Below are 22,492 nucleotides of genomic sequence, written 5' to 3'. Positions count from 1 at the left end.
TTTTTGAGGAAAATACTATATTAATAGGGCGATTACTCTGAAACTAATTTTCTGTGGACTAAAGATAAGTAGGTTAGCTTTTAGGGCATTAATCCAAAGATGCCTATATTTTACTGTGACACTCTTGTTGTCACTAAAAGATAAATACGCCATAATTGTGACACCTTTATTTAGAAAAGTGTCACAATTAAAAGGGTTTATGTCATGAATAGGTTTGAAATCCAGCGTTATATCGAGCAACAATGTCACCCTGTGTCTATCTCAGACATTATTTTTGATCATCCAGACTTAATTCGTCGAACACTTCAGCGCTGGCTTAACAAACTTATTGAAGACAAACAAGTAGAAGCCATTGGTGAGGGGCGTTCTCGTAAATACATTGCGTGCATTGTTAGAGAAGAGACAGTTAATTCAAGCCATAACGAGCACGATAGCTTTCCTAAATCGATCCCACTTTCACCTGACAGTCATGACATTCTTAATTATTTAAGTAAGCCTATTTTTGAGCGTGATCCTGTTGGTTATTCACGTGATTTTTTAGATGACTATATCCCAAATAAAACATATTACCTTTCTGAGCCTATTCGCCGTCAGTTACATCGCATGGGTAAAACCATCTATGCAACGCAACCCGCGGGCACGTATGGAAGAGACATCTACAACCGTTTATTAATTGATTTATCTTGGGCATCAAGCCACCTTGAAGGCAATACCTATAGCCGATTAGACACTGTTGAGTTAATTGAGCATGGCCAGTTTGCACAAGGAAAAGACATCATCGAGACCCAGATGATTTTAAATCATAAATCAGCGATTGAATTGCTGATTGATAATGTCGATTCCGTTGAGTTCAATCGTTTTACCATATTGAATTTGCACAGTGCGCTTTCAGAAAACTTATTATCCAACCCGTTTGATGAAGGCCGAGTGCGTAGTCATGTTGTTGAAATCGGTGGGAGTGTCTATAAACCGATGTCATCAGAAGAGGTGCTCTCTATTCAACTGGAGTCGATTCTTAATAAAGCGAATCAAATCATTGACCCATTTGAGCAATCATTTTTTATCATGGTGCATTTACCTTACTTGCAACCTTTTGCGGACATTAATAAGCGCACCTCTCGTTTAGCTGCGAATATTCCGTTGCTTAAAGCTAATTTATGTCCTCTTACGTTCTTAGATGTACCAGAAGAAGCCTACAGTAAAGCGGTACTTGGTGTGTACGAAATGAATAGAATTGAGTTGCTGCGTGATCTGTATTTATGGGCGTACGAGCGCTCAACAAAAGAATACCTAGCCGTAAAACAAGAGTTAGTAAAGCCAGATCAACAACGATTGCAATATCGAGCAAAGATAAAAGAGATTGTTAAACAAGTCATACTGACGCCTGAATCTCAACCCCTTGATATCATTGAATCGTTTGTTAGCAATGAACAAGAAATGGATAAGAAAAACATTATCGCCCTTGCATTAGAGGAATTAAGACGAATTCACGAGGGAGTTCTAGCTAGATACGGTTTAAGGCCGTCTCAGTTAGAAAAGTGGCGTCAATTGCATGGATAGTGAGTAACATCAAAAGCAATTTAGATTAGCTCACTTTAGCTGATGGTAGAGTGAGCTTAACAAAAATAGGACTTTATTTTTTCTCGCAACCAGATATTTGCCGGGCTTTGTCGCTCTCGATTATGGGTGAGTAAGCGATAGTGAACCGGCTTGGACGTAAATGGGCAATCTAACACTTGTATATCCAGCTTATCGGCAAATGCGGTTGCGATACTCTCGGTTACCATTGCAATGCAATCACTCGCCGCGGCCATCGACATAAGCGACACTAGAGAGGTACATTCTGCGGCTACTTGTCGTTCACTTAGTCGTTCCTCGGTAAAATAATCTGCCATGTAGGTATCTTCACGGCGTAATTTCCAAGTAATGTGTTTCTCAGCATAAAACTGCTCACGAGTAACACTGCCTTCTATTCTAGGGTGTCCTTTTCGTGCAATCAGACGGATCTTATCTTCAAACAGTGGCTCGGTAAAAAACGAGTGTGTTGAATAGTTAGATACTTCGATAGCAAGATCGGCTTGATGCTGGTTGAGCGCTTGGATCAGTGCTTCTTCATTAGAGTGTGTTGGTTGCAATTCAATAGTGACATTACCCAAGCTATTGTCGACTTCTAATTTAGGTAACAGCATTAACATCACAGGTTCTGAGGTGTATATAACGAACTTGCGTGGATACTGAGTCGAAAATCCCTCTAACCCTTCTAATGCGTTGTTGATTTGAGCTAATGCGGGCTCAACATGACGAATTAATTCTTGAGCATGCTGCGTTGGGATAATCCCTCGACCTGATCGAATAAACAGCTGACTTCCCACCTGCTGTTGCAAACGCTTAAGTAAACCGCTAACTCCCGGTTGAGTTAATCCCATTTCTTCTGCGGCTAAGGTAATCGATTGGTGGCGATAAACCACAACAAACACTTTTAATAAGTTTAGATCTATATTTGAAACCATCCCTTCCTCAAACATAACATTTTGTGATGTGTTAAATACAGTTTCATGCATGTATTGCTATGTGTCAATACGCTAAATTAGCACCATACCAATACGAATTCCCAAAGAGGCTACTTATGAAAACTCGTTTTACTCTTTCAGTTCTTTCACTCTCTGTTATGGTTTCATTTGGCGCAGCAGCTAATGATTATGCATCTATTGATACGTACGAGGGAAAAGCGGCATCTAAGTTCACCGAAAATGCCAATACCGCAGTGGCAAAAACGCTTCCTTGGGAAGACACGTCTGCGTTTAAACGCACTACTCATGGTCTTATTGCTGAGTTTGGTACGCATGAAGCAGGCGAGCTTAAAAACCGTTTTGAATACATGGCGGATATGTCTGTGGAAGACTTACCACCTTCAGTAAACCCATCAATTTGGCGTCAAGGAATGCTAAATTACGCGGCAGGCGGTCTGTACGAAGTGACGGATGGGGTATACCAAATTCGTGGCGCTGATTTATCAAACATGACGATCTACCGCACCGATAATGGCTATGTGATTCACGATCCGCTTCTGTCTCGTCAAGCCGCAGCCGCTTCGTGGGAATTCGCAAAACAGCACCTACCAGCGATTAATGGTGAGCACAAAATTACGGGCATGATCTACTCACACATGCACGCCGACCATTTTGGTGGTTCACGTGGTGTTTATGAATCAGGTGATTTTGCAAAAGATGCTGAAATCTACGCACCAAAAGACTTTATTAAAGAGCTGGCTGATGAGAATGTCATCGCAGGCACCGCAATGGGCCGCCGTGCAAACTACCAATACGGCACAACCCTTGATACCAACACCAAAGGCATTGTAGATAACGCACTTGGCCTTGGTACATCACGTGGTGAAGTGACGCTAGTTACACCGACGATTGAGATCCAAGAGCGCGAAAAAGTCATCAACATTGATGGGCTCGATTTCCACGCAATCAATATGCCGGGGGCCGAAGCGCCAGCAGAGATTGTATTGTATGTGCCAGAGTACCGTTCATTGAATACCGCAGAACTGACTTATGATGGTATGCACAATATTTATACTTTCCGTGGTGCAAAAGTTCGTGATTCATTGGTGTGGACTAAATATCTCACGGAGTTAAAAATGCGTTTTGTTGATAATGGGTTAGTAGACAATATTCACGCGGCACACTCAGCACCAGTATGGAATGAGGCAGGCACTGACGTAAACGAAATTTCTGAATACATGACGCTACAGCGTGACAACTATGGTTTCATTCATAACCAGTCGATGCGTTTAGCCAATCACGGTGTGACTATTCATGATGTTGGTCGTCAAATTGAAGAGATCGTTCCACAATCTCAAATCGATACTTGGCACACCAATGGTTACCATGGTTCATACAGCCACAATGCGCGTGCAGTGGTAAACCTGTACCTTGGTTACCATGATATGAACCCTGTGAACACCAACCCATTGCAAACCAAAGATCAATCTTGTGTGTATGTGAATGCAGCAGGTGCAGACGTACTATATAAAGCGGGTATGGCTCACTTTAATGCTGGTGAATATCAAGAAGCCTCTCAACTGTTTAACGACCTAGTACAATGTAACCCGAACAACATTGACTACCGTTTCGCACTCGCAGACAGCTTTGAACAGCAAGGTTACCAGTCTGAAACCATGGCATGGCGTAACAGCTATTTGCAAGGTGCGGTTGAACTGCGTACTGGTGAGATCCAAGAGTCAATCAAACTTGCTTCACCTGATGTAATAGCGAACACGCCAACGGGCATGTTTTTAGACTTTATTGCTGTGAGTTTGAACGCACCAAAAGCGGAAGCCGCAGGTCTTGACTTCAACTTCGGTGTTTACCACCCAGATCTTGAAGAGCGTTATTACGGTGAAGTGTCTAATGCGAATATGGCTAACATTGAAGTCGATAAGCTACCAAAAGTGGATTTTGAATTAATCATCAACAAAGCAGATTTTACAAAAGTCGTTCTTGGTGAGACAACGCTAGAGGCATTATTCAAATCTGGTCAAGCGGGTGTGAAAGGCGATGCATCGCTGTTAGAGCAACTGGCTGGCTCATTAGATAAGTTTGATGGTATGTTTGAAATTCTACCAATGCCAAGCAAATAACATTTAATGATAAAACCGCTCTATTGTGGGTAATGAAATGCCAGTCAGTTAAGTTGACTGGCATTTTTTTAGTTTGATGAAAAGAGGGAGGCGCTTATTGGCGATACGGATGTGTTAGTGCAAGTAAGCTCTACACCTCTCCAGCCACCGCACATTGGCCTTCAATCATTACCTTCTGCTTCTTCTCTAATATCTCAAACATAATCAACAACACAGCAGCGATAACAGCACCAGCAAAGCATAAATACAGCGCGCTGTAGTAGTTGTATAACTCACCCACCACACCCACCATCACGCTTGATACCAAGACACTGATGTTCAACATGTTTGAGAACAGGGTAGAGGCTGTGCCTAATCGGTCTTTCATCATGTCTTGCAGTGCGACCATACCAAGCGTGGCACACACACCAATGAAGAATCCATTAAGTATTTGAGCAATCAGCATGCCTGTAAAACTGGTGGTTGATAGCATAACAAGAAAGAACATGGCACCAGATGTCACGCCAAGTGTCATTACTCTGGTTGTGCTTAGTTTTTCAGCCATTTTACCTGCCCCAAGCATTACAGGGATCTCGCAAGCTGCTGCCATACCAAACATTAAGCCTAACCAACTCACATCCACTTGCAGCTCTTGTGAAAGATATAGAGGCATACTGGTGATGTACAAGTTGTTGGCAGAAAACGCACACACAATAATGAAGCAATAAAGAATTACCATACGACCTAACGGTTTATGCTCAACAACAGCCGCTGTTCGTTCTTCTTTTGTCACCACGTTATCAGGGATCAACTTAGCGATGATGAGTATCGCGATAGAGACCGTAATGGCAGAGACCACAAACGCCGCACTAAAGCCAAATTGTGCTTTAAGCATGAACGCCGCAGGTGGACCAAATACCCATGCAATGGCAAGGCCTGCACGCATTTTGGCTAAAAAACTGGTGCTGTTAGCGACGTGTCTGTCACCGTATTCTCGACCTAGAGCAAACAGTTGACCAAAAGAAGCGCCACTGACGCTACCGAAGACCACGGCCATCGTAATCGCTAACCAATAATCACGAATAACGGTAAAACTGGCGACTAAAATTAAGTAACTTGCTAACGAGACAATCAGAATGGTTTTACGGTTCCAATGCGTGTCTGAGCGCTTGGCAATAAACTGAGACACGATCACAGAACTGCTGACAGCGAGCGTCATATACAGACTTAACATCATTGGTGATGCGCCCAACTCCTCTACAATAAACAAGCTCGATAGTGGGTAAAAAAACGCACTACAAAGCCCAGTAATAAAGGCGATAAAAATAAACAAAAATGTCTTCTTGTTTTGCGGCATAGTGAAGCTCCAGTGTACGAAATAGAATGTGGTTGAACCGTTTTATTTAGGCGTAGTCTACTCAATGATGAGGACGGGTATTGATGTTATTCGAGCTACCTCTAATACTATTCAGTCATTTTGCTCTCTTTCTTTGACAGGTGACGCTTACACGATTAGCCTGAGAGTGATTTATTTCGAGTGGTATTAACCGTTAAGGCCAAACATGAAACCATTTAAAGAACACGTGCAAAATGTACCTAGTTTTGATTGGAAAGTAAGAGAGTTTCATTGTCGTGTAGAAGATAATGAGTTTGCGTGTTCTTGGCATTATCATTCTGAATATGAATTGGTGCTGTATTTAGATCCTGATGAGGCATTTCAAGGCAGTTATTTTGCAGGGGATGCGATTGGCGATATCCATCATAATTCTCTGCTTCTTTATGGTCCGGGTTTACCTCATATGGTGGCGGTACGAGGTGTAAAATTAGAGCAATCGAAGCATCACACGGTAATTATTTGGTTTGCTCACCATTGGGTTGAGCGCTTAATGATACTGATCCCTGAAGCGAGAAACCTCAAGCGCTTATTAGATAATTCAGCTTATGGCTTATCGTTTAGCCCAGAAACCGCACATAAGATGTCAGAATTATTAAAACAGGCTAATACGTTAGATCGTCATTTGCAGGCGATAAAAGTGATTGAGATATTGGTTAGCCTTGCTGATGATTCCAAAGCCAAAAAGCTATCAACCACACCTTATCGAATTAAGCCGCTTTCCGATGATTCTGAATTAAACCATCGAATTGAGCGAGCAACTCGTTATATAGAAACGTATTATGGTGATGCAATTAAGATCTCTGATTTATGTCAGCGACTTCATATGAGTGAGAGCTCGGCTTATCGAATGTTTGAGAAGCATTATGGAATGAGTTTTTCTGACCATCTAAAGCAATATCGTATTGGTAAAGCGTGTGAGCTGTTAGCGAGTACTAACTTTCCTATCGCATTAGTGGCAGAAAAGACGGGGTTTAAAAATATATCTAACTTTAATCGCCAGTTTAAAGAGTTAAAAATGATGACGCCGACTGAGTTTCGACGTCGATTTAATTAGGGATTTCTTCAGAGATATCGAGTAGGAAGCGAAATGAATTTAAATTTTATCAAGCATTTTTTAGCGGTATATGACTTTGGTAGCGTGACAAAAGCCGCTGATCATTTGGATATTACCCAGCCTTCAATGAGCAGTGCGATTAAAAAATTTGAAGAGAGTTACGGGCAACCGTTATTTTTAAAAGTAGGGCGATCTCTAGAGCCAACCGATGCCGCCCATTCATTAGCCTATCAAGTTAGACCTATCATGGAGCAACTGGTGGTGGCATTAGAGTCCCCACGTCGTTTGATAATCAGCGCGCCAGAAATCGTATTGCAATCTCTGCCTGATATGGACGATGCCTTACTGACAGAAAGCCCTGCGGTTGAATATCAAATGCTCGATAAGATTCGCTCAGGTGAGGTGGACATATTAATTGATGATATTACCGTGACGGACTACACCTTTGTGAGTGAGAGTTTAGGTAAGCTAGATATTGCTTTTGCGTGTCGATGCGATCACCCAAGCATTACGGGAAACTCATTAAGTTTAGAGCAATTTAACCAAGCTGAGCATGTTATGCTTAAATTGAAAAACGAGAACATGGGTGCATTTGAAACCCGTCCTGATGAGATATTTGAACGCAATATCGTTCGTGAAGTGAGTGGGCCATCTAATTTATTGTTGAGCGTGAGAAATACGGATGCGATCTGCATTGTTGCTGAAAGTATGTTTGGTTTAGCTCAAGAGCTCGGTTTAAAAGTATTAGAGTCACCTTTCCCACTCCAACCGTATGAAATAAAGCTTATTTACCATCGTCGTAATATAAGTAATAAAACGCATCAATATATACGTGAGCAGATTAAAGCTAGACTGAGTGAACTGCATCAATGAATACATAGATAAAAACTATGCATCGAATAGTCTACGACCAATAGTTTCTCGTTATCAAGCATCATAGTATTACCTGATTACAGTCTAATTCATTAATCTTTAATGAAAAATTAGGTTGATTCTAACTACAGGTAAACCGGAGTTATTTGATGAAAATTGATAAAGATGTTGTTATTCCTCGTACATTAATTGCCACTATTATCGCTGTTTTAATTATTGCCCCTAATGTAGGGTAAGTGTTTCTTATTTATATTTGAGATTTAATAACTGCTGTTATAAGCGTACTCTTGTTTCAATCGGTTTTTGAGGCGATTGAGCTTGTAAAAAGGGCAGAAGAAGTAACCCTATGACAGCGGCACAAGTCGAAATGGTGATAAAGAACCCTGTCCATCCATAGGTTTCTAAGATCATCGCTAATGGGTAGCCTGAAAGCGCTGCCCCCATATAAGCAAATAATCCAACAAACCCTGTAGCAGCGCCTGCCGAGTCTTTGTGTGAGCATTCCGCCGCAGCCATGCCAATTAACATTTGTGGACCAAAAACAAAGAAACCAACAGAAAACAACCCAGCAGCTTGAAACACAAAGTTAGTTAGCGGCATAAGCCATAACGCTGAAACAGAAAGGAAAATACCAATAGCGAACAAAATGTTCATTGGTCCACGATTGCCCCCAAAGAGCTTGTCCGATCCCCATCCTGCAACAAGAGAGCCTACAAAACCGCCAATTTCAAATAGAGATAATGCGGCATTCGCATTAATTAAGCTGTAGTTGTGCTCTTCTGTGAGATACAGGTTTCCCCAGTCATTTACAGCTGTTCTTACGATGTAAACCAATACATAGCTAAAAGCGAGTAACCAAATGTACTTATTACTAAACACATAGGTTTTTAAAATCTCTCGATAGCTTAGCCCTTGACCATGGTTTTCTTGTGCGAGCTCTAGTGGATCGTTACGCCATTTCCCCACACTAGGTAAGCCCATGGTGGTGGGTTTATCACGTAGACGCCAACATACAATCAGTCCAATTGCGACACCAATCATACCCGGTAAGATAAAACCTTCTCGCCAGCTGTAATGAAGGGTTAAATAGCCTACAAGAATAGGAATTAACGCTCCACCGATGTTGTGTGCTGTGTTCCATATTGCCCAACGGAATCCTCTTTCAGAACGAGAGTACCAAGTGGTGAGGAGCTTTGAGCATGAAGGCCAACCCCATCCTTGAAACCATGCATTAAGTACCCATAGAGAAATAAAAGCCGCTAATGAACTAGAGAAGCCAAAAGCAATATTAATCAGTCCGGTGGCAATTAATCCTAGTCCCATAAAATAACGAGGGTTAGAGCGATCAGAAATGGTGCCTGAAAGAAATTTTGATAAGCCGTACGAGATATAGAAAAGAGTGCCGATTAAACCGAGATCACCTTTATCAAGCCCTAAATCTGTGATCATAGCAGGAGCGGCGTAGTTAAAGGTTTTACGAGTAAAGTAAAAACCAGCATAACCAATGTACATGCCGATCATGATATGTAAACGCCAATAGCGATAACTTTCGTTTACTTGAGTATCACTAAGTGTGTTGTCATTTGATGTGGTTGAGCGTAAAAATCCAAACATAGTCATACTCACATTTTTGGTAGTGCAATGCTAATTTGAGTGCCAGAAATAGAGGCGTTGGAATTGATGATCATTTTCCCTCCAAGTGCTTGAACTCGCTCTTGCATGCCTCTTACTCCCATTCCATTCATCAAATCTTGAGTTTTAAATCCAATGCCATTATCCGTAATAAAAAGACTGACTTGTTCATCAAGAGTAAGATCGATCCTAATTTCACTGGCTTGTGCGTATTTATAAGCGTTATTGAGTGATTCTTGGCATAAGCGGAAGATAGTGACTTTAAGCGTATCGCTTAAGCATGAATAATCACCTTGCCAGTTCAGTTGTATATCGACGCCGTGATCGGAAAACTCCATTTCACGGATGAGTTGCTCAACGGATTCTTTTAAATCCAAATCATCCAACATTTTGGGTCTTAGTTTGGTTAATAATCGCTTGGTTGTGTCATAGACATTGAGTGAGAGTGTTTCGATAGTATCGGCGCAACGAACACTCATCTCAGCGGCATCAATGCGTTTAATAATGCTCGCTTGAGTGCGAATCGCAGTGATGTTTTGACCTATTTCATCATGTAATTCACGTGCAATATCACGACGAACCGATTCTTCCGCAGTAATTAATTGGCGTGATAGGTTTTGATTACGAGACAGTTCACTACGTAATTTTTGGTTGAGATCTTTCTGCTTTTGAACCGCTAATCCAAGTAAAATACCCGTAATGGTTTGTGCTGAAAGTGATAAAAGTAAATCGGTAATTTCAAGTTTAGATACACCACTGTGAGCTGCAATTAATGCCACACTATTAAATAATGTCGCTAGTAAAGCTCCTTGCCACCCATATCGTACCGCAAGCAAAATAATCGGAATTGCCATACAAAAAGGAGCGAAGCGTCTTAACTCATCAGGCAAACTCGTTTGTATTAAAATGCTAGCAACCAACAATAGACTGTATAAAGCGATGTGACGTATTTTAAATTCAACAGCGGTATTGATTAGGTGGGAGCTAAGCGGTGCCCATTTATTTTGAAATAGGTAGTTCCACACTAAATAGCACATCGGAACCAGCATTAACCCGCCTGTAATACTCACAAGCCATACCATGTAAATGGACGGAACGTGAGAGCCCACAACCGCAATATTGATGAGTGCGGTGATCATAATGACGCTTGCCATGATGAGAAGATGACGGTTTTGATCGCCGTAGTAATACCGTTTTGCAAACCATGTAATGGGAATACTTAAGGCACTAGCAATAAGAACGGTTAGCCATTGTGGTTCATCAAGTAGTAGAGCTAAAGCGATGGTTAGCCCCCATTCTGCAATGTAAATCGCAGGCCAATAGGAAGGGCGAGTGTGCAGAGTCATTCCTAAGCGTAGAGAAAAGGGGAACAACAAAATGGCGAGCTCAGGGTCATTAATAAAATAATAGGCAATGACCCATAAACAAAACCAAGCACAAGCGGCCATAAAAGCACCGCATAGTGATGTTGCGAAATAGGAGCGCATTAGTATGAATCTTGAGTAAAGAGTTTAGCCAGTTCAACGTTATTTTTTACGTTAAGTTTATCCATTGCATTGGCGCGGTGAACATGGACGGTTTTATGACTAAGCCCTAATTCAATGGCAATGGATTTTACGTCTAATCCAGTTGCAAGTAATTGACAAACTTCGTTTTCACGTCGAGTTAGGTGATTTAGTGCGGTTTTGTTTTTGACAGGTGTTGCCAGTTTAATCGCAATATCTGGCGTAAGGTAACAACCGCCATTAGCACTGGTTCTTACCGCTTGAATGAGTTCATCAGGGCTACAGCGCTTACTTAGGTAACCTTTTGCTCCCAACTCTAATGATTTCTCAACCATGGCAGGAGAATCATGCACACTGAGCATAATGCTAGCAATGCCAGATGGAATATCTTCTAACAGGCTTAATCCACTCTCATCTTGCATTGAAATATCTAAAATGACGACATCAGGATGGCAACTTGGTAGTCCACGACGTGCCTCTGCTGCTGAGCTAAATTCCCCAACGACAGAGATATCTGATTCCAAGCTAAGTAATTGAGCGAAACCAGAGCGGACAATGATGTGGTCATCAACAAGTGCAACATTAATCATGATAAGTAACCAAAATTGGGAGTGAAAAGCAAAATAGCCCCAATGGGAGCGACAAGAATATAAATATAAGGTGGGGTAATGATACTGAATTGAGAGCGCTATTGGTATGATCTCGCGCGCTTTAGCTAAGTAAAGCGCGCGAAAGTATTACGCTTGTTTTGCAGCTAGGTGCATTTTTTTAGCGTGACGGATTTTCTTCTCTTCGGCGATAGCGACAAACACAAGTAAGAAAATACAGATTGCAGCAGAGGTATCTAACGCTGCAAATGTGCCTTTCCAACCGGTTAAGCCAAAGATAGGAGTACCATCTGCAATCATACCAAGGCCTAGTTTTGCAAAGCTGTCACCAATTAAGTAAGCGAAAGTACCTTTCACACCATCGGCAACACTGATGGCTTTTTTAGGAACAAAACCAACCGCAGCAACACCAATTAATAATTGAGGACCAAACACTAAGAAACCAAGTACAAACAGAGAAGCAAGGTACATGAACTCACTGGTCGCGTGTTGGTAAAACTCTAGTGACACAATGATTAAACCAAGAGATACACAAGCAACCAAAGCTCGACGACCATTAGCAAGGTCAGATAAATAACCCCACATTAATGTGCCAACAAGAGCGCCGACTTCGAATAACGTAAAGCCTGAAATAGCGGTTTCTTTTGATAGACCTAACTCTTGATAAGCGTAAACCGTAGACCATTGATCGATACCAATACGAACAATGTATAAGAAAATATTCGCAAAGCAGAGTAACCAGATCACTTTGTTTTTAAGTACATACTCAACAAAGATCTCTTTTTTCGTCATTTGATTTTCTTCAGCGGCAGTATCTTCTTCACTGATTTCTTCATCAAAAAGCTCTTCAACTTTACCTAAGCCATACGCTTCAGGAGAGTCATTACCAAAGCGCATACCAATAAAGCCGACAATGATTGCAATGATCGATGGGAATACGAACATACCAATAACGTTGCCATCAAATAGGTAGTTTGCACCAAATAGAGCAACACCTGCCGCACCAGCACCACCAACGTTGTGTGACATATTCCAAAGGCCTAAATATGAACCACGTTTATTACGAGGCGTCCATTTAGTGATGGTTGAGTAACTTGAAGGACCACCTGTACTTTGGAAAAAACCACTTAACGCATAGAAAGCCACCATCATGAATAGACTCGCGCTGCCGCCACCCATACTGAAGCTAAAACCTAGCATCGCTAGACCAGACAGAATAAGCATGAAAGGTAAGAATTGTTTGGTGTTTTTACCATCGGCATAGTAAGACACCACGGTTTTACCGATACCGTAAGTAATTGAAAAGCCAAGACCAATCAGACCTAAATCAGTCATTGATAATCCGTACGTTGAAATCATGTCGTTTTGTGCGACATTGAAGTTTTTACGGATCAGATACATGGTTAAATAACCAATAAATACAACTAGGTAAGACTGTAGGAAAGGCTTAAACCACATTTTTCTTCGTACTTCTACCGGAAGATCTAATGTTGGTTTTCTAACCTGATCTAAGAACTTTAACATTGTGAACTCTCTTATAATCTATAAGGATATGCACGGAGTGATGTGCTCCATACTCTCTTTGTTATTTGACGAGAGAATAGTAAGGAGTCTAAAAAGCGACCGCATGAGAGAGGGTCTTAGAATAACTAGGAAAAATTCCTAGAAATTGATGAGGGATATAGAAAGCGTGAAAAAGCTCACATTGTGTATGATTCTGTTGGGTATTGTTTAAGTGGCTAGTTGAGTGTGTTAAAGGATGGATAAATAGGCATTTCCATCCTTTAAAATATGGATTTTCTATATACTAATTTATTATCTATTCAATTACTTCAGAGGACGTAATATCTTGTTCTAAAGGGCATTGAACGTCGATTAATAACTCATTAAGCTCTGTTGGACAAAGCATTTGCTCTTTTGTGATAGAAAATTTGGCCGCCATAATTTGATTGAATAAGTTCCAATGTTGCAATAATAGTTTTTCTTGGTTATTTGCAAATTGCGGCCAGGTTTCAGACATCATTGGCGTTAAGCTAGAAGCCCCATGAGAAAAGATCAGCATTTGCCATTTTGTTTCCCATATATCAAGTTTACTTTCTGGATTTACCTGATTGTATTCTTCAAACAGATCTCTAAATATCGCTTCAAATTCACACTTGGTTTTTAAGAAATATTCAAGTAATGCATTGTCATCTTGGCGGATCGCATCAGCAATCATTTTGATTGGCTGTGGATTCATTAGTGTAAATGCAGACAATTTAGTGATGAATAAGTAAATGCGATAGCTTGGTGTTTTATCTGTTGGAAGAGAAGCTATTATTGCATGTAAATAAGCTTGCATATGCTTATCGCAAGCATCACAAATCGCCTTCCAAATCATATCCTTACTACCAAAGTGATGACGAATAAGACTATGGGATACGCCTGCTTTTTCACTGATATTACGCAGTGATACTCGTTCATAACCTAACTCACCGAACATCGTTGCCGCAACCATTAAAATTTGACATTTCGTTTGTTCAGCAGCTTCGTTACTTCTTTTTCCCTGCTTTTTTTCGGTCATTATTCGCCCTTAGTTTTATGCATTTATTTGTTGCTAATTACTTTGGAATCTGAACAGCCAATTCTGATTTCGTATTCAAGCATACCAATTTCATCGCCTAACGCGTACTTAAAAATGTACTTTTCAATTATTTTACTGCACAAGTGTAAAATATATTGATCTACTTCAAATAAAAACTATACTGCACAGGTGTGTAGTAAATAATATGAGTGGAGAATATTGTGCGAAAACAAAATATAAAACGCACATTCCTAGGTGCTGTAATAGCATTGAGTTTGTCAGGAATGCTTACTGGTTGTGAAAAAGCAGTATCAGAAACAACGGATCAAACGATTAAACCAGTAAAATTGTTGTCAGTTAAAGATCTTGCTATGGCAGATTCTGATGCTTTTCTGGCGCGCATTGATGCGACGTATCGAGCGCAGCTGTCATTTCAAGTGGGCGGTGAAGTTTCTGATCTCAAAGTAAAAATGGGACAGGCGGTAAAGAAAGGTGAGTTATTAGCATCGTTAGATCCAAACGATTTACAGTTGGCGTTAGATGCCGCTAATGCTCAGTTTTCATTAGCAAAAACACAATGGACTCGCGCTAAGAGTTTGTATAGTAAGAAATTGATAAGTACTAATGATTACGATCAACGTGAAACGCAATATCAAGCAGCATTAGCTAATTACGAGCAAGCGAAAACAGATCTAAGTTATACCGAAATTCATGCGCCGTTTTCAGGCATTATTTCTTACACCTATGTAAAACCACATCAGATCGTAGGTGAAAAACAAGAGATTTTAAATCTTATTGATAATTCAACACTGGATGTATCAGTAACATTACCAATCAGTTATGTGGACTCTATTTCTATTCCAGCACTCATTAGCAGTGATATGTGGGTCACCATGGATAATGAACCTAATAATGAGATAAAAGGTAGATTTAAAGAGATTTCCACTCAGCCTAATTTAGATACGAACAGCTACGAAGCCATTATCACTATGATGCTACCAGAAGGCCGTAATTTACTTACAGGTATGACAGGTCAAGTTCATATTCCAAAACAAAAAGGTTCTGACTATTTACAATTACCACAGAGTGCATGGGTTAATAAGAGTCTTAATCAAGGACAAGTGTGGTTAATGAACCAAGAGACGAAAACAGTAACGAAAACAACGTTGCCATTAAATGAGCAAGGATTAGTTATTTCTGGTTTACATGCAAATGATTATATCGTTATTGCGGGTGTTGATAGCCTTGTTGAAGGTCAAACTGTAAAAGCATGGCAGCGTGAGGAAGGTATTTAATGAATCGTTCATTATATTCATTACTTGTATTAACTCTGTTTATGTTAACTGGTTGCCAAGAAGAAAATACAACCGAACAAAGTAAACCACTTTATATTTCAGGTTTTACTGTAAATGCACCTGTGACTCAACAATTTCGTTCTTTCAAAGGGCAAGTTGTGCCTGCTGAGCAAACACCGATAGCGTTTCGAGTAACGGGTGAAATCGAAGAAGTGTTGGTTAAAGCCGGAGATGCGGTTAAACAAGGGCAACTGGTTGCAAAGCTAGAAGACAGTAAGGTAAAGCAAGCAGTTAATGATGCTAAGGCACAGTATTCGTTAGCATCAAAACAGTACCTTCGTGGTAAAGAATTGAACCGTCGAGCTATGATTTCAAAAGCTGAACTTGATGAGTTATTTGCGAATAGAGAGCTGGCTCAAGCGACGTATCGTGCGGCAAAAAATCAATTAGCTTATACCCATCTTGTTGCACCGTTTAACGGTAAAGTGCTTGATGTTTATAAAGAGCAGTTTGAACGAGCTGCAGCAGGTGAGCCGATTATGAATGTGTATCAAAACGATAAAGTGTACGTGCGTATTGATCTTTCAGATAACGTGTTAGCCATGATAAATCCTGAAACAAATCGAGATTCTTACCATCCGATGACAACGTTTGTTGGTTTATCAGACTCTTACTCTATGGAGTATTTGGAGCACACAAGCGAGCCAAATGCTCAAACTCAGACGTATGAAATGTATCTCTCTATGCCGCAACCTAATGTTGAGATCTTACCGGGAACTAGTGCAACAGTGAATGTTGATATGGTTGAAGCAGGGATCACTTCAATTGATGGTTATCAAGTGCCTGTGACGGCATTACAAGCAGGTCAAAAATCAGGTCTGTTCTATGTTTGGATCATACGTGATGGGCAAGCAACTAAAGTGCCTGTAACTATCCGAAAAATCAGTGGCGAAGGCGCGATTGTTTCTTCTGGTATCAAACAAGGTGATGTCTTAGCTAATTCAAATTTACGAAAGCTACGTGATGGTAAAAAAGTAATGCTAATGGAGAATCAACACTAATGAACATTGCTGAATATTCAATTAAAAATAAAGTCATTAGTTGGTTATTTATTACCATTTTAACGATTGGCGGTATTACCTCATTTCTTGATTTAGGACGCTTGGAGGACCCTGCATTTACGATTAAAGATGCAATGGTTGTTGCTACCTATCCAGGAGCAACGTCAAAAGAAGTGGAAGAAGAATTAACCTACCCGTTAGAAAAAGCGATCCGTAAATTACCTTATATTGATAAAATTACGTCGACCTCATCCAATGGCATGTCACAGATTATGGTGAGCATGAAAATGGACTATGGCCCAGATGAACTACCTCAAATCTGGGATGAAATGCGTAGAAAAATTAATGATTTAAAACCAACTCTGCCTCAAGGTATTCAATCTTTACAAATCATTGATGATTTTGGTGACGTGTTTGGTGTGATGATGATGCTTACTGGAGACGATTATAATTACGTTGAACTTAAGCGTTATGCTGACACATTAACTCGTGAATTAGAGCTTATTGATGGTGTTGGTAAGATCTCGATTGCGGGTGATCAACAAGAAATGCTGTTTGTAGAGATTTCGTTGGATCGCCTAGCTGCCCTTAATCTAGATATGAATACGGTTGCAGGTTTATTGAATCAACAAAACAATGTGGTTCAAGCAGGTGAAGTATTAGTGAATGGAGAAAGCTTAACGATTCGACCAAGTGGAACATTAACTACCGTTGAATCGTTGGGGGACTTGATCATCCATGGCCGTGATACTGGTAATCTTATCCGTCTAAAGGATGTTGCAACGATCACTCGTGGTTTACAAGAAAAGCCGGGCAACATTATTCGATTTAATGGTAAAAATGCCTTAAATATCGGACTATCTTTTGCATCAGGTGTGAACGTGGTTGAAGTTGGTCAACGTGTCCAAGAAGAGCTAACGTATTTAGAGTCGATCAAACCTGCGGGACTTGAGTTAAGTTATTTCTATAACCAAGCACAAGAAGTAGATACGTCAGTTCGTGATTTTATTATTAGTTTGGCGGAAGCAGTAGCTATCGTTATTGTCGTTTTATTGTTTGCGATGGGGATGCGAAGCGGCCTAATTATTGGTGTGGTGTTACTACTGACCGTGTTTGGTACGTTTATCTTAATGAGCTACAACAACATTGATCTTCACCGTATTTCATTAGGTGCGCTGATCATTGCGCTAGGGATGCTGGTTGATAATGCCATTGTAGTGGTTGAGGGGATTTTAGTTGGTCTCAAAAAAGGACGAACCAAAGTTCAAGCAGCTGCGGATATTGTAAAACAAACGCAATGGCCTTTATTGGGTGCAACAGTGATCGCGATTGCTGCGTTTGCTCCGATTGGTTTATCTGAAGATGCCACCGGTGAGTTCATGGGGGACTTGTATTGGGTGTTGTGTTATTCACTGTTTTTAAGTTGGGTAACTGCCATTACGATCACGCCATTCTTAGCTGACTTGTTATTAAAAGAAGAAGATAAAAACACAGGTGAAGAAGAAGACGCTTATAAAGGGTTCTTATTTACTGCATTTGCTTCATCGCTTAAGTTGGCGTTACGTTTCCGTTGGTTAACAGTGGCATCGCTAGTGGGTCTACTTGTTGTTGCAGTAATGGCGTTTGGTAATGTGAAGCAGCAATTCTTCCCAGCATCTAATACGCCAATGTTCTACGTGGATATGTGGATGCCAGAAGGTACAGATATTCGTGAAACTATCAAACAATCGGAAGCAGTAGAAAGTTACATTAGTAAGCAAGACGATATTGAGTTTGTATCCGCATCGATTGGTCAAGGTATGCAGCGTTTTGCTTTGACTTATCAACCAGAAAAAAGCTATGAAGCGTATGCACAATTTCAGATCCGAACTACAGATCGTGAATCGATGTTTGGTTTATTAGAGAACTTAACCAATTCATTAGATAAGACGTTTGATAAACCGACATTCCAATTCAAAATGATGGAATTCGGCCCGTCTCCAGCATCAAAAATTGAAGTTCGAATTTCTGGGCCAGATCCCCAAATCTTACGTAACTTAGCTACAGATGTTGAAGATATTATATTAACGGACCCAGGTTCGAGAAATATTCGACATGATTGGCGTGAACGAACAAAAGAACTTACGCCGATATTTAATGAATCAAAAGCGCGTCGTTTAGGTATTTCAAAAGAAGACTTATCGAACACATTACAAATGGCGTTTGGTGGTTCTACGTTAGGTATGTTGCGTGATGGTACTCATACATTACCGATCGTGACACGTTTACCAGAGTCAGAACGTGTGGATTTTGAATCTTTACAAAACGTAAAAATCTGGAGTCCATCGCTTCAAACTTATATTCCAGTAGATCAAGTCATTGATGGAGTAAATTTAGATTGGAGTGAACCGCTGATTCAGCGTCGTGATAGAAAACGTACGATCACAGTAATGGCAGATCATGATTTATTAAGTGATGATACTCCAGCAAGCCTGCTAGCGCGTATTCAACCAAAAGTGATGGAATTACCATTGCCTGAAGGGTATGAGATTACGTGGGGTGGTGAATATGAATCGTCTAAAGATGCACAGGAGTCTTTATTTGGTTCATTACCAATGGGCTACCTATTTATGTTTATTATCACCATGTTGCTATTTAACTCGGTTAAAAAACCATTAGTGATTTGGTTTACGGTTCCACTGTCTATTATTGGTGTGGCTTTTGGTTTACTTGGTACAAACATGCCATTTAGCTTTACGGCATTTTTGGGACTATTGAGCTTAAGTGGAATGATTTTGAAAAATGGTATTGTTTTGCTTGATCAAATCAACCTTGAATTGGCGTCAGGTAAAGATCCATACCTTGCTATCGTAGACAGTGCTATTAGTCGTGTTCGTCCCGTAAGTATGGCGGCATTGACGACAATTTTGGGGCTAATCCCATTACTGTTTGATGCATTTTTTAGCTCAATGGCGATTACCATCATGGCTGGTTTGGGTTTTGCTACCGTATTAACCTTAATTGTGGTGCCTGTCATGTTCGCTATTTTATTTAAGATCAAACCGACACAACAACACGCATAAATTAACACTGCCTTAGAGTGATTTTTATCTCACCAACCACAATAGCTAACGCGTTTATTGTGGTTGGTTTTTTTATTTTTATAATAAGCTCTAAGGTAGATATTTATTAGCACTATATTTTGAAGTATAACTCTGTATAATTCGCCGCCTATTCACCCTGTTTGAACAACCGATACTTAGGAACTCGTTATGATGACTGATGAAGAAAGAATTGAACTGCAACAAAACAACCCATTACACGGTCTTAAGTTAGAAACCTTGCTACAAGAGTTGGTTGATTTTTACGGTTGGGAAATTCTTGATACCGCAATGCGTTTGAACTGTTTTAATACGAACCCATCAATTGCAAGTAGTGTTAAATACCTAAAGAAAACAGAATGGGCGAGAGAGAAGCTAGAAAACTTCTACTTATACCGTTTTAAACGTATGCCACGCGCATCAAACCTAGAGTTTGATAAGCCGCCACGTTCACGCACATTCCCACATGGTCTTGAACCAAAAGAGCCAATGGAACTGACGGTTGATTCGATTTTGAAATCACAAGCAAAAGCGGCATCAGCGCATAAAGCTCGTACTTCTAATCGTGGTGGTAACTATCGCCGTTAAGAGATACGTCATTAATTGATGTGACTCTTTAGTTTGAACAAAATAAAAAAGCCAAGCAAGTATCTCAACTATTAGAGAATTCAAGCTTGGCTTTTTTGTGTTTATTATTTAACGATGCGTTGATTAGTATGTTAGTACTTACTATGGTTGCTGTTTAGTTGGTGCTAGCGCAATTTCACGAATACATACGTTTTGAGGTTGTTGGTAAGCAAAAGATACTGCACGAGCAATGTCGTCAGCAGCTAGTACGCCACCCATGCTTTCTTTCCATTCACCGTAACCGTCTTTAATTTCTTGAGAAGACGTATGAGATAGAAGTTCAGTCTCAACCGCTCCCGGTGCAATTGTTGTTACACGAACGTTTGATAAAGCTACTTCTTCACGCACGTTTTCAGAGATAGCGTGAACCGCAAACTTAGTACCACAGTAAGCAGCATGGTTAGGGAATGTTTTCTTACCAGCAATAGAGCTGATATTAATGATAGTACCGCTGTTACGCTCCATCATAGGTGCAAGAACTGCTTGCATACCATTAAGAAGACCAAGAACGTTTACATCAAACATGGTTTTCCACTCTTGTGCGTCTTGAGTGTCAATTTGACCAAGAAGCATTGCGCCAGCGTTATTTACGATAGCATCTACAGGACCAAACTTTGCTTCACCCTGAGCAATAGCCGCTTCAAAAGAAGCTTTGTCTGTTACGTCTACTTTTACTGATAAAGAGTTTGGTAAGTTAAGTGCTTCAAGACGGTCAATGCGACGAGCAAGAAGAAGTAGAGGATGACCTTCATCGCTTAAACGACGAGCGATTGCTTCACCAATACCAGAACTTGCACCTGTAATAACAACTAATTTTTTCATCTTCTATTTCCTCAATAAATTCAATAAGCAACGGGATTTAAAACCCTGTTTCGTTGCGATGGATGTATATTACTGCGACTCTTATTGTTGATATATAGTCATTTACTTGAAACTCTGTTGCTGTGCTGCAACAATAAGGCATCAATTACTACAGAGTTAACTATGATGATTAATCGCATTAACCTTACCGATATCCGTTCGTTTGTCCTTATTGCTCGCTTGGGGAATTTTACTAAGGCGGCGGAAACACTCGACGTATCTCGTTCTCATGTGTCACGCCAAATAAGTAGCCTAGAGAAACAAATGGGCGTGACGTTATTAATTCGTACAACTCGAACGCTACGTTTAACGGAAGCGGGTAAGCATTTTTATCATCAATGTGAACAAGCTCTTCATACTATAGATCAAGCTCTGCTTTCTGCTGTGGATGATGTTGAAAAGGTGCAAGGGGAGATAAAAATAAACTGTGTGGGCGGTTATTTAGGTGAGGTATTTTTAGCTGATATCGTTAATGCCTTTATGCAACAGTATCCAGATGTATCTATCAGTTTAGATTTTAGTAGTAATCGAGTCGATTTAATTGAAGAAGAGTTTGATATTGCTTTTCGTATGGGCAGTCTTGAGGATTCTGGTTTTGTTGCGAAGAAATTACTTGATATTGAGATGGGAACATTAGCCAGTCCAAAGTATTTACAACAATATGGTCGTCCTTCACATCCTAAAGAATTGCAGCAACATCATTGTTTAACAGGCTCTGTCCGTAAGTGGCATTTCCAATCTTTAGTTAATAAAGAACATTATGATGTCTCTATTAAAGGGAATTTACAGTGTAAAAATGGACGAGTATTGGTTGCTGGTGCCATCGCAGGAAATGGAATTATTCGAGTTCCACTGATTTATTGTCAGCAAGAATTAGATGATAAAAAGCTTGTGCAAGTATTTGAAGAGTGGGGAATTCCAACCGTTGACTTTTCTGCGATTTATCATCGAGATCGTTATCAGCCTAAGAGAATAAGAACATTTATTGATTTTGTGAAACAATATTCAGACTCTTTATTTACTTAAACATAATTACAATCGCCATGAAGCACACTTGAGTGAATCATGGCGTTTTATTGCTGGATAGTCTTATTCTTCCTCTGCTTGATATTCTAAAATATCCGCAGGTTGGCATTTTAAATGTTTGCAAATGGCTTCTAAGGTTGAGAACTTTATTGCCTTTGCTCTGCTATTTTTTAGCACAGATAAATTCTGTTCCGTGATACCAATTAACTGTGCTAACTGATTTGAGCGCATTTTCCGCTTGGCTAACATGATATCGAGATTTACAACGATAGGCATATATATTG

General features: G+C 40.2%; 18 protein-coding genes. 9 read left to right on the top strand and 9 right to left on the bottom strand.

Annotation, left to right across the window (positions count from 1 at the left end):
- The first annotated feature begins 204 nt into the window (after positions 1 to 204).
- Complete coding sequence (locus AVFI_RS14435; protein WP_065624537.1) at positions 205 to 1,560, top strand: Fic family protein; 1,356 nt, start codon at positions 205 to 207, stop codon at positions 1,558 to 1,560.
- 56 nt (positions 1,561 to 1,616) lie between these two features.
- On the opposite strand, the gene AVFI_RS14430 is transcribed toward AVFI_RS14435, so the two are convergent.
- On the bottom strand, positions 1,617 to 2,510 hold the full coding sequence (locus AVFI_RS14430) for a LysR family transcriptional regulator (protein ID WP_188863603.1): 894 nt from the start codon (positions 2,508 to 2,510) through the stop codon (positions 1,617 to 1,619).
- Between the two features lie 116 nt (positions 2,511 to 2,626).
- On the opposite strand from AVFI_RS14430, the gene AVFI_RS14425 reads away from it, so the two are divergent.
- Positions 2,627 to 4,648: an alkyl/aryl-sulfatase gene (locus AVFI_RS14425; protein ID WP_188863602.1), complete on the top strand. Its 2,022-nt coding sequence runs from the start codon at positions 2,627 to 2,629 to the stop codon at positions 4,646 to 4,648.
- Positions 4,649 to 4,778: 130 nt separating this feature from the next.
- On the opposite strand, the gene AVFI_RS14420 is transcribed toward AVFI_RS14425, so the two are convergent.
- Positions 4,779 to 5,984, bottom strand: a complete 1,206-nt coding sequence (locus AVFI_RS14420; RefSeq protein WP_054775691.1) for a sugar efflux transporter — start codon at positions 5,982 to 5,984, stop codon at positions 4,779 to 4,781.
- Between the two features lie 205 nt (positions 5,985 to 6,189).
- Here AVFI_RS14420 and AVFI_RS14415 point away from each other — a divergent pair, with 205 nt between their 5' ends.
- Entirely contained in the window at positions 6,190 to 7,077 is an 888-nt protein-coding gene (locus AVFI_RS14415) for a helix-turn-helix domain-containing protein (protein ID WP_054775690.1), read from the top strand.
- A 33-nt stretch (positions 7,078 to 7,110) separates the two neighbouring features.
- Positions 7,111 to 7,950, top strand: a complete 840-nt coding sequence (locus AVFI_RS14410; protein ID WP_188863601.1) for a LysR family transcriptional regulator — start codon at positions 7,111 to 7,113, stop codon at positions 7,948 to 7,950.
- Positions 7,951 to 8,223: 273 nt separating this feature from the next.
- On the opposite strand, the gene uhpC is transcribed toward AVFI_RS14410, so the two are convergent.
- The 5 genes from uhpC to AVFI_RS14385 all read right to left on the bottom strand — a co-directional run bounded on the left by uhpC (position 8,224) and on the right by AVFI_RS14385 (position 14,258).
- Positions 8,224 to 9,564, bottom strand: a complete 1,341-nt coding sequence (gene uhpC / locus AVFI_RS14405) for an MFS transporter (RefSeq protein ID WP_005421794.1) — start codon at positions 9,562 to 9,564, stop codon at positions 8,224 to 8,226.
- A gap of 8 nt (positions 9,565 to 9,572) precedes the next feature.
- Positions 9,573 to 11,030, bottom strand: coding sequence for a signal transduction histidine-protein kinase/phosphatase UhpB (uhpB, locus tag AVFI_RS14400; protein ID WP_235630821.1), 1,458 nt, complete (start codon positions 11,028 to 11,030; stop codon positions 9,573 to 9,575).
- Between the two features lie 38 nt (positions 11,031 to 11,068).
- Positions 11,069 to 11,677: a transcriptional regulator UhpA gene (uhpA, locus tag AVFI_RS14395; protein ID WP_005421796.1), complete on the bottom strand. Its 609-nt coding sequence runs from the start codon at positions 11,675 to 11,677 to the stop codon at positions 11,069 to 11,071.
- A 147-nt stretch (positions 11,678 to 11,824) separates the two neighbouring features.
- Positions 11,825 to 13,219 carry a hexose-6-phosphate:phosphate antiporter gene (uhpT, locus tag AVFI_RS14390; RefSeq protein ID WP_005421797.1) on the bottom strand — a complete coding sequence of 465 codons (1,395 nt, stop codon included), beginning with the start codon at positions 13,217 to 13,219 and terminating at the stop codon, positions 11,825 to 11,827.
- Between the two features lie 295 nt (positions 13,220 to 13,514).
- Entirely contained in the window at positions 13,515 to 14,258 is a 744-nt protein-coding gene (locus tag AVFI_RS14385) for a TetR/AcrR family transcriptional regulator (RefSeq protein ID WP_017019931.1), read from the bottom strand.
- A 221-nt stretch (positions 14,259 to 14,479) separates the two neighbouring features.
- Here AVFI_RS14385 and AVFI_RS14380 point away from each other — a divergent pair, with 221 nt between their 5' ends.
- The 4 genes from AVFI_RS14380 (at position 14,480) to AVFI_RS14365 (ending at position 20,282) form a co-directional block, all read left to right on the top strand.
- On the top strand, positions 14,480 to 15,553 hold the full coding sequence (locus tag AVFI_RS14380; RefSeq protein WP_054775689.1) for an efflux RND transporter periplasmic adaptor subunit: 1,074 nt from the start codon (positions 14,480 to 14,482) through the stop codon (positions 15,551 to 15,553).
- The gene (locus AVFI_RS14375; protein WP_188863599.1) at positions 15,553 to 16,614 is read left to right on the top strand and encodes an efflux RND transporter periplasmic adaptor subunit; all 1,062 of its coding nucleotides are present in this window, start codon (positions 15,553 to 15,555) and stop codon (positions 16,612 to 16,614) included. Before AVFI_RS14380 ends, AVFI_RS14375 begins: the two co-directional genes overlap by 1 nt.
- On the top strand, positions 16,614 to 19,676 hold the full coding sequence (locus AVFI_RS14370; RefSeq protein ID WP_065639550.1) for an efflux RND transporter permease subunit: 3,063 nt from the start codon (positions 16,614 to 16,616) through the stop codon (positions 19,674 to 19,676). Before AVFI_RS14375 ends, AVFI_RS14370 begins: the two co-directional genes overlap by 1 nt.
- A gap of 189 nt (positions 19,677 to 19,865) precedes the next feature.
- Positions 19,866 to 20,282, top strand: a complete 417-nt coding sequence (locus tag AVFI_RS14365; RefSeq protein ID WP_005421808.1) for a VF530 family protein — start codon at positions 19,866 to 19,868, stop codon at positions 20,280 to 20,282.
- A gap of 141 nt (positions 20,283 to 20,423) precedes the next feature.
- Here AVFI_RS14365 and AVFI_RS14360 read toward each other — a convergent pair whose 3' ends face one another.
- Positions 20,424 to 21,143 (bottom strand): SDR family oxidoreductase, encoded by a 720-nt coding sequence (locus AVFI_RS14360; protein WP_011262955.1) that lies wholly within the window; start codon positions 21,141 to 21,143, stop codon positions 20,424 to 20,426.
- A 165-nt stretch (positions 21,144 to 21,308) separates the two neighbouring features.
- On the opposite strand from AVFI_RS14360, the gene AVFI_RS14355 reads away from it, so the two are divergent.
- On the top strand, positions 21,309 to 22,208 hold the full coding sequence (locus AVFI_RS14355) for a LysR family transcriptional regulator (protein ID WP_038155721.1): 900 nt from the start codon (positions 21,309 to 21,311) through the stop codon (positions 22,206 to 22,208).
- Between the two features lie 63 nt (positions 22,209 to 22,271).
- Here the strand turns inward: AVFI_RS14355 and AVFI_RS14350 are convergent, their stop codons facing one another.
- Positions 22,272 to 22,484: a helix-turn-helix domain-containing protein gene (locus AVFI_RS14350; protein WP_054775688.1), complete on the bottom strand. Its 213-nt coding sequence runs from the start codon at positions 22,482 to 22,484 to the stop codon at positions 22,272 to 22,274.
- Positions 22,485 to 22,492 lie beyond the last annotated feature (8 nt).

The organism is Aliivibrio fischeri ATCC 7744 = JCM 18803 = DSM 507, assembly GCF_023983475.1.
Taxonomy (GTDB): domain Bacteria; phylum Pseudomonadota; class Gammaproteobacteria; order Enterobacterales; family Vibrionaceae; genus Aliivibrio; species Aliivibrio fischeri.
The sequence above is the reverse complement of the archived record's forward strand: the minus strand, read 5'-3'. Positions and strand labels throughout refer to the sequence as shown.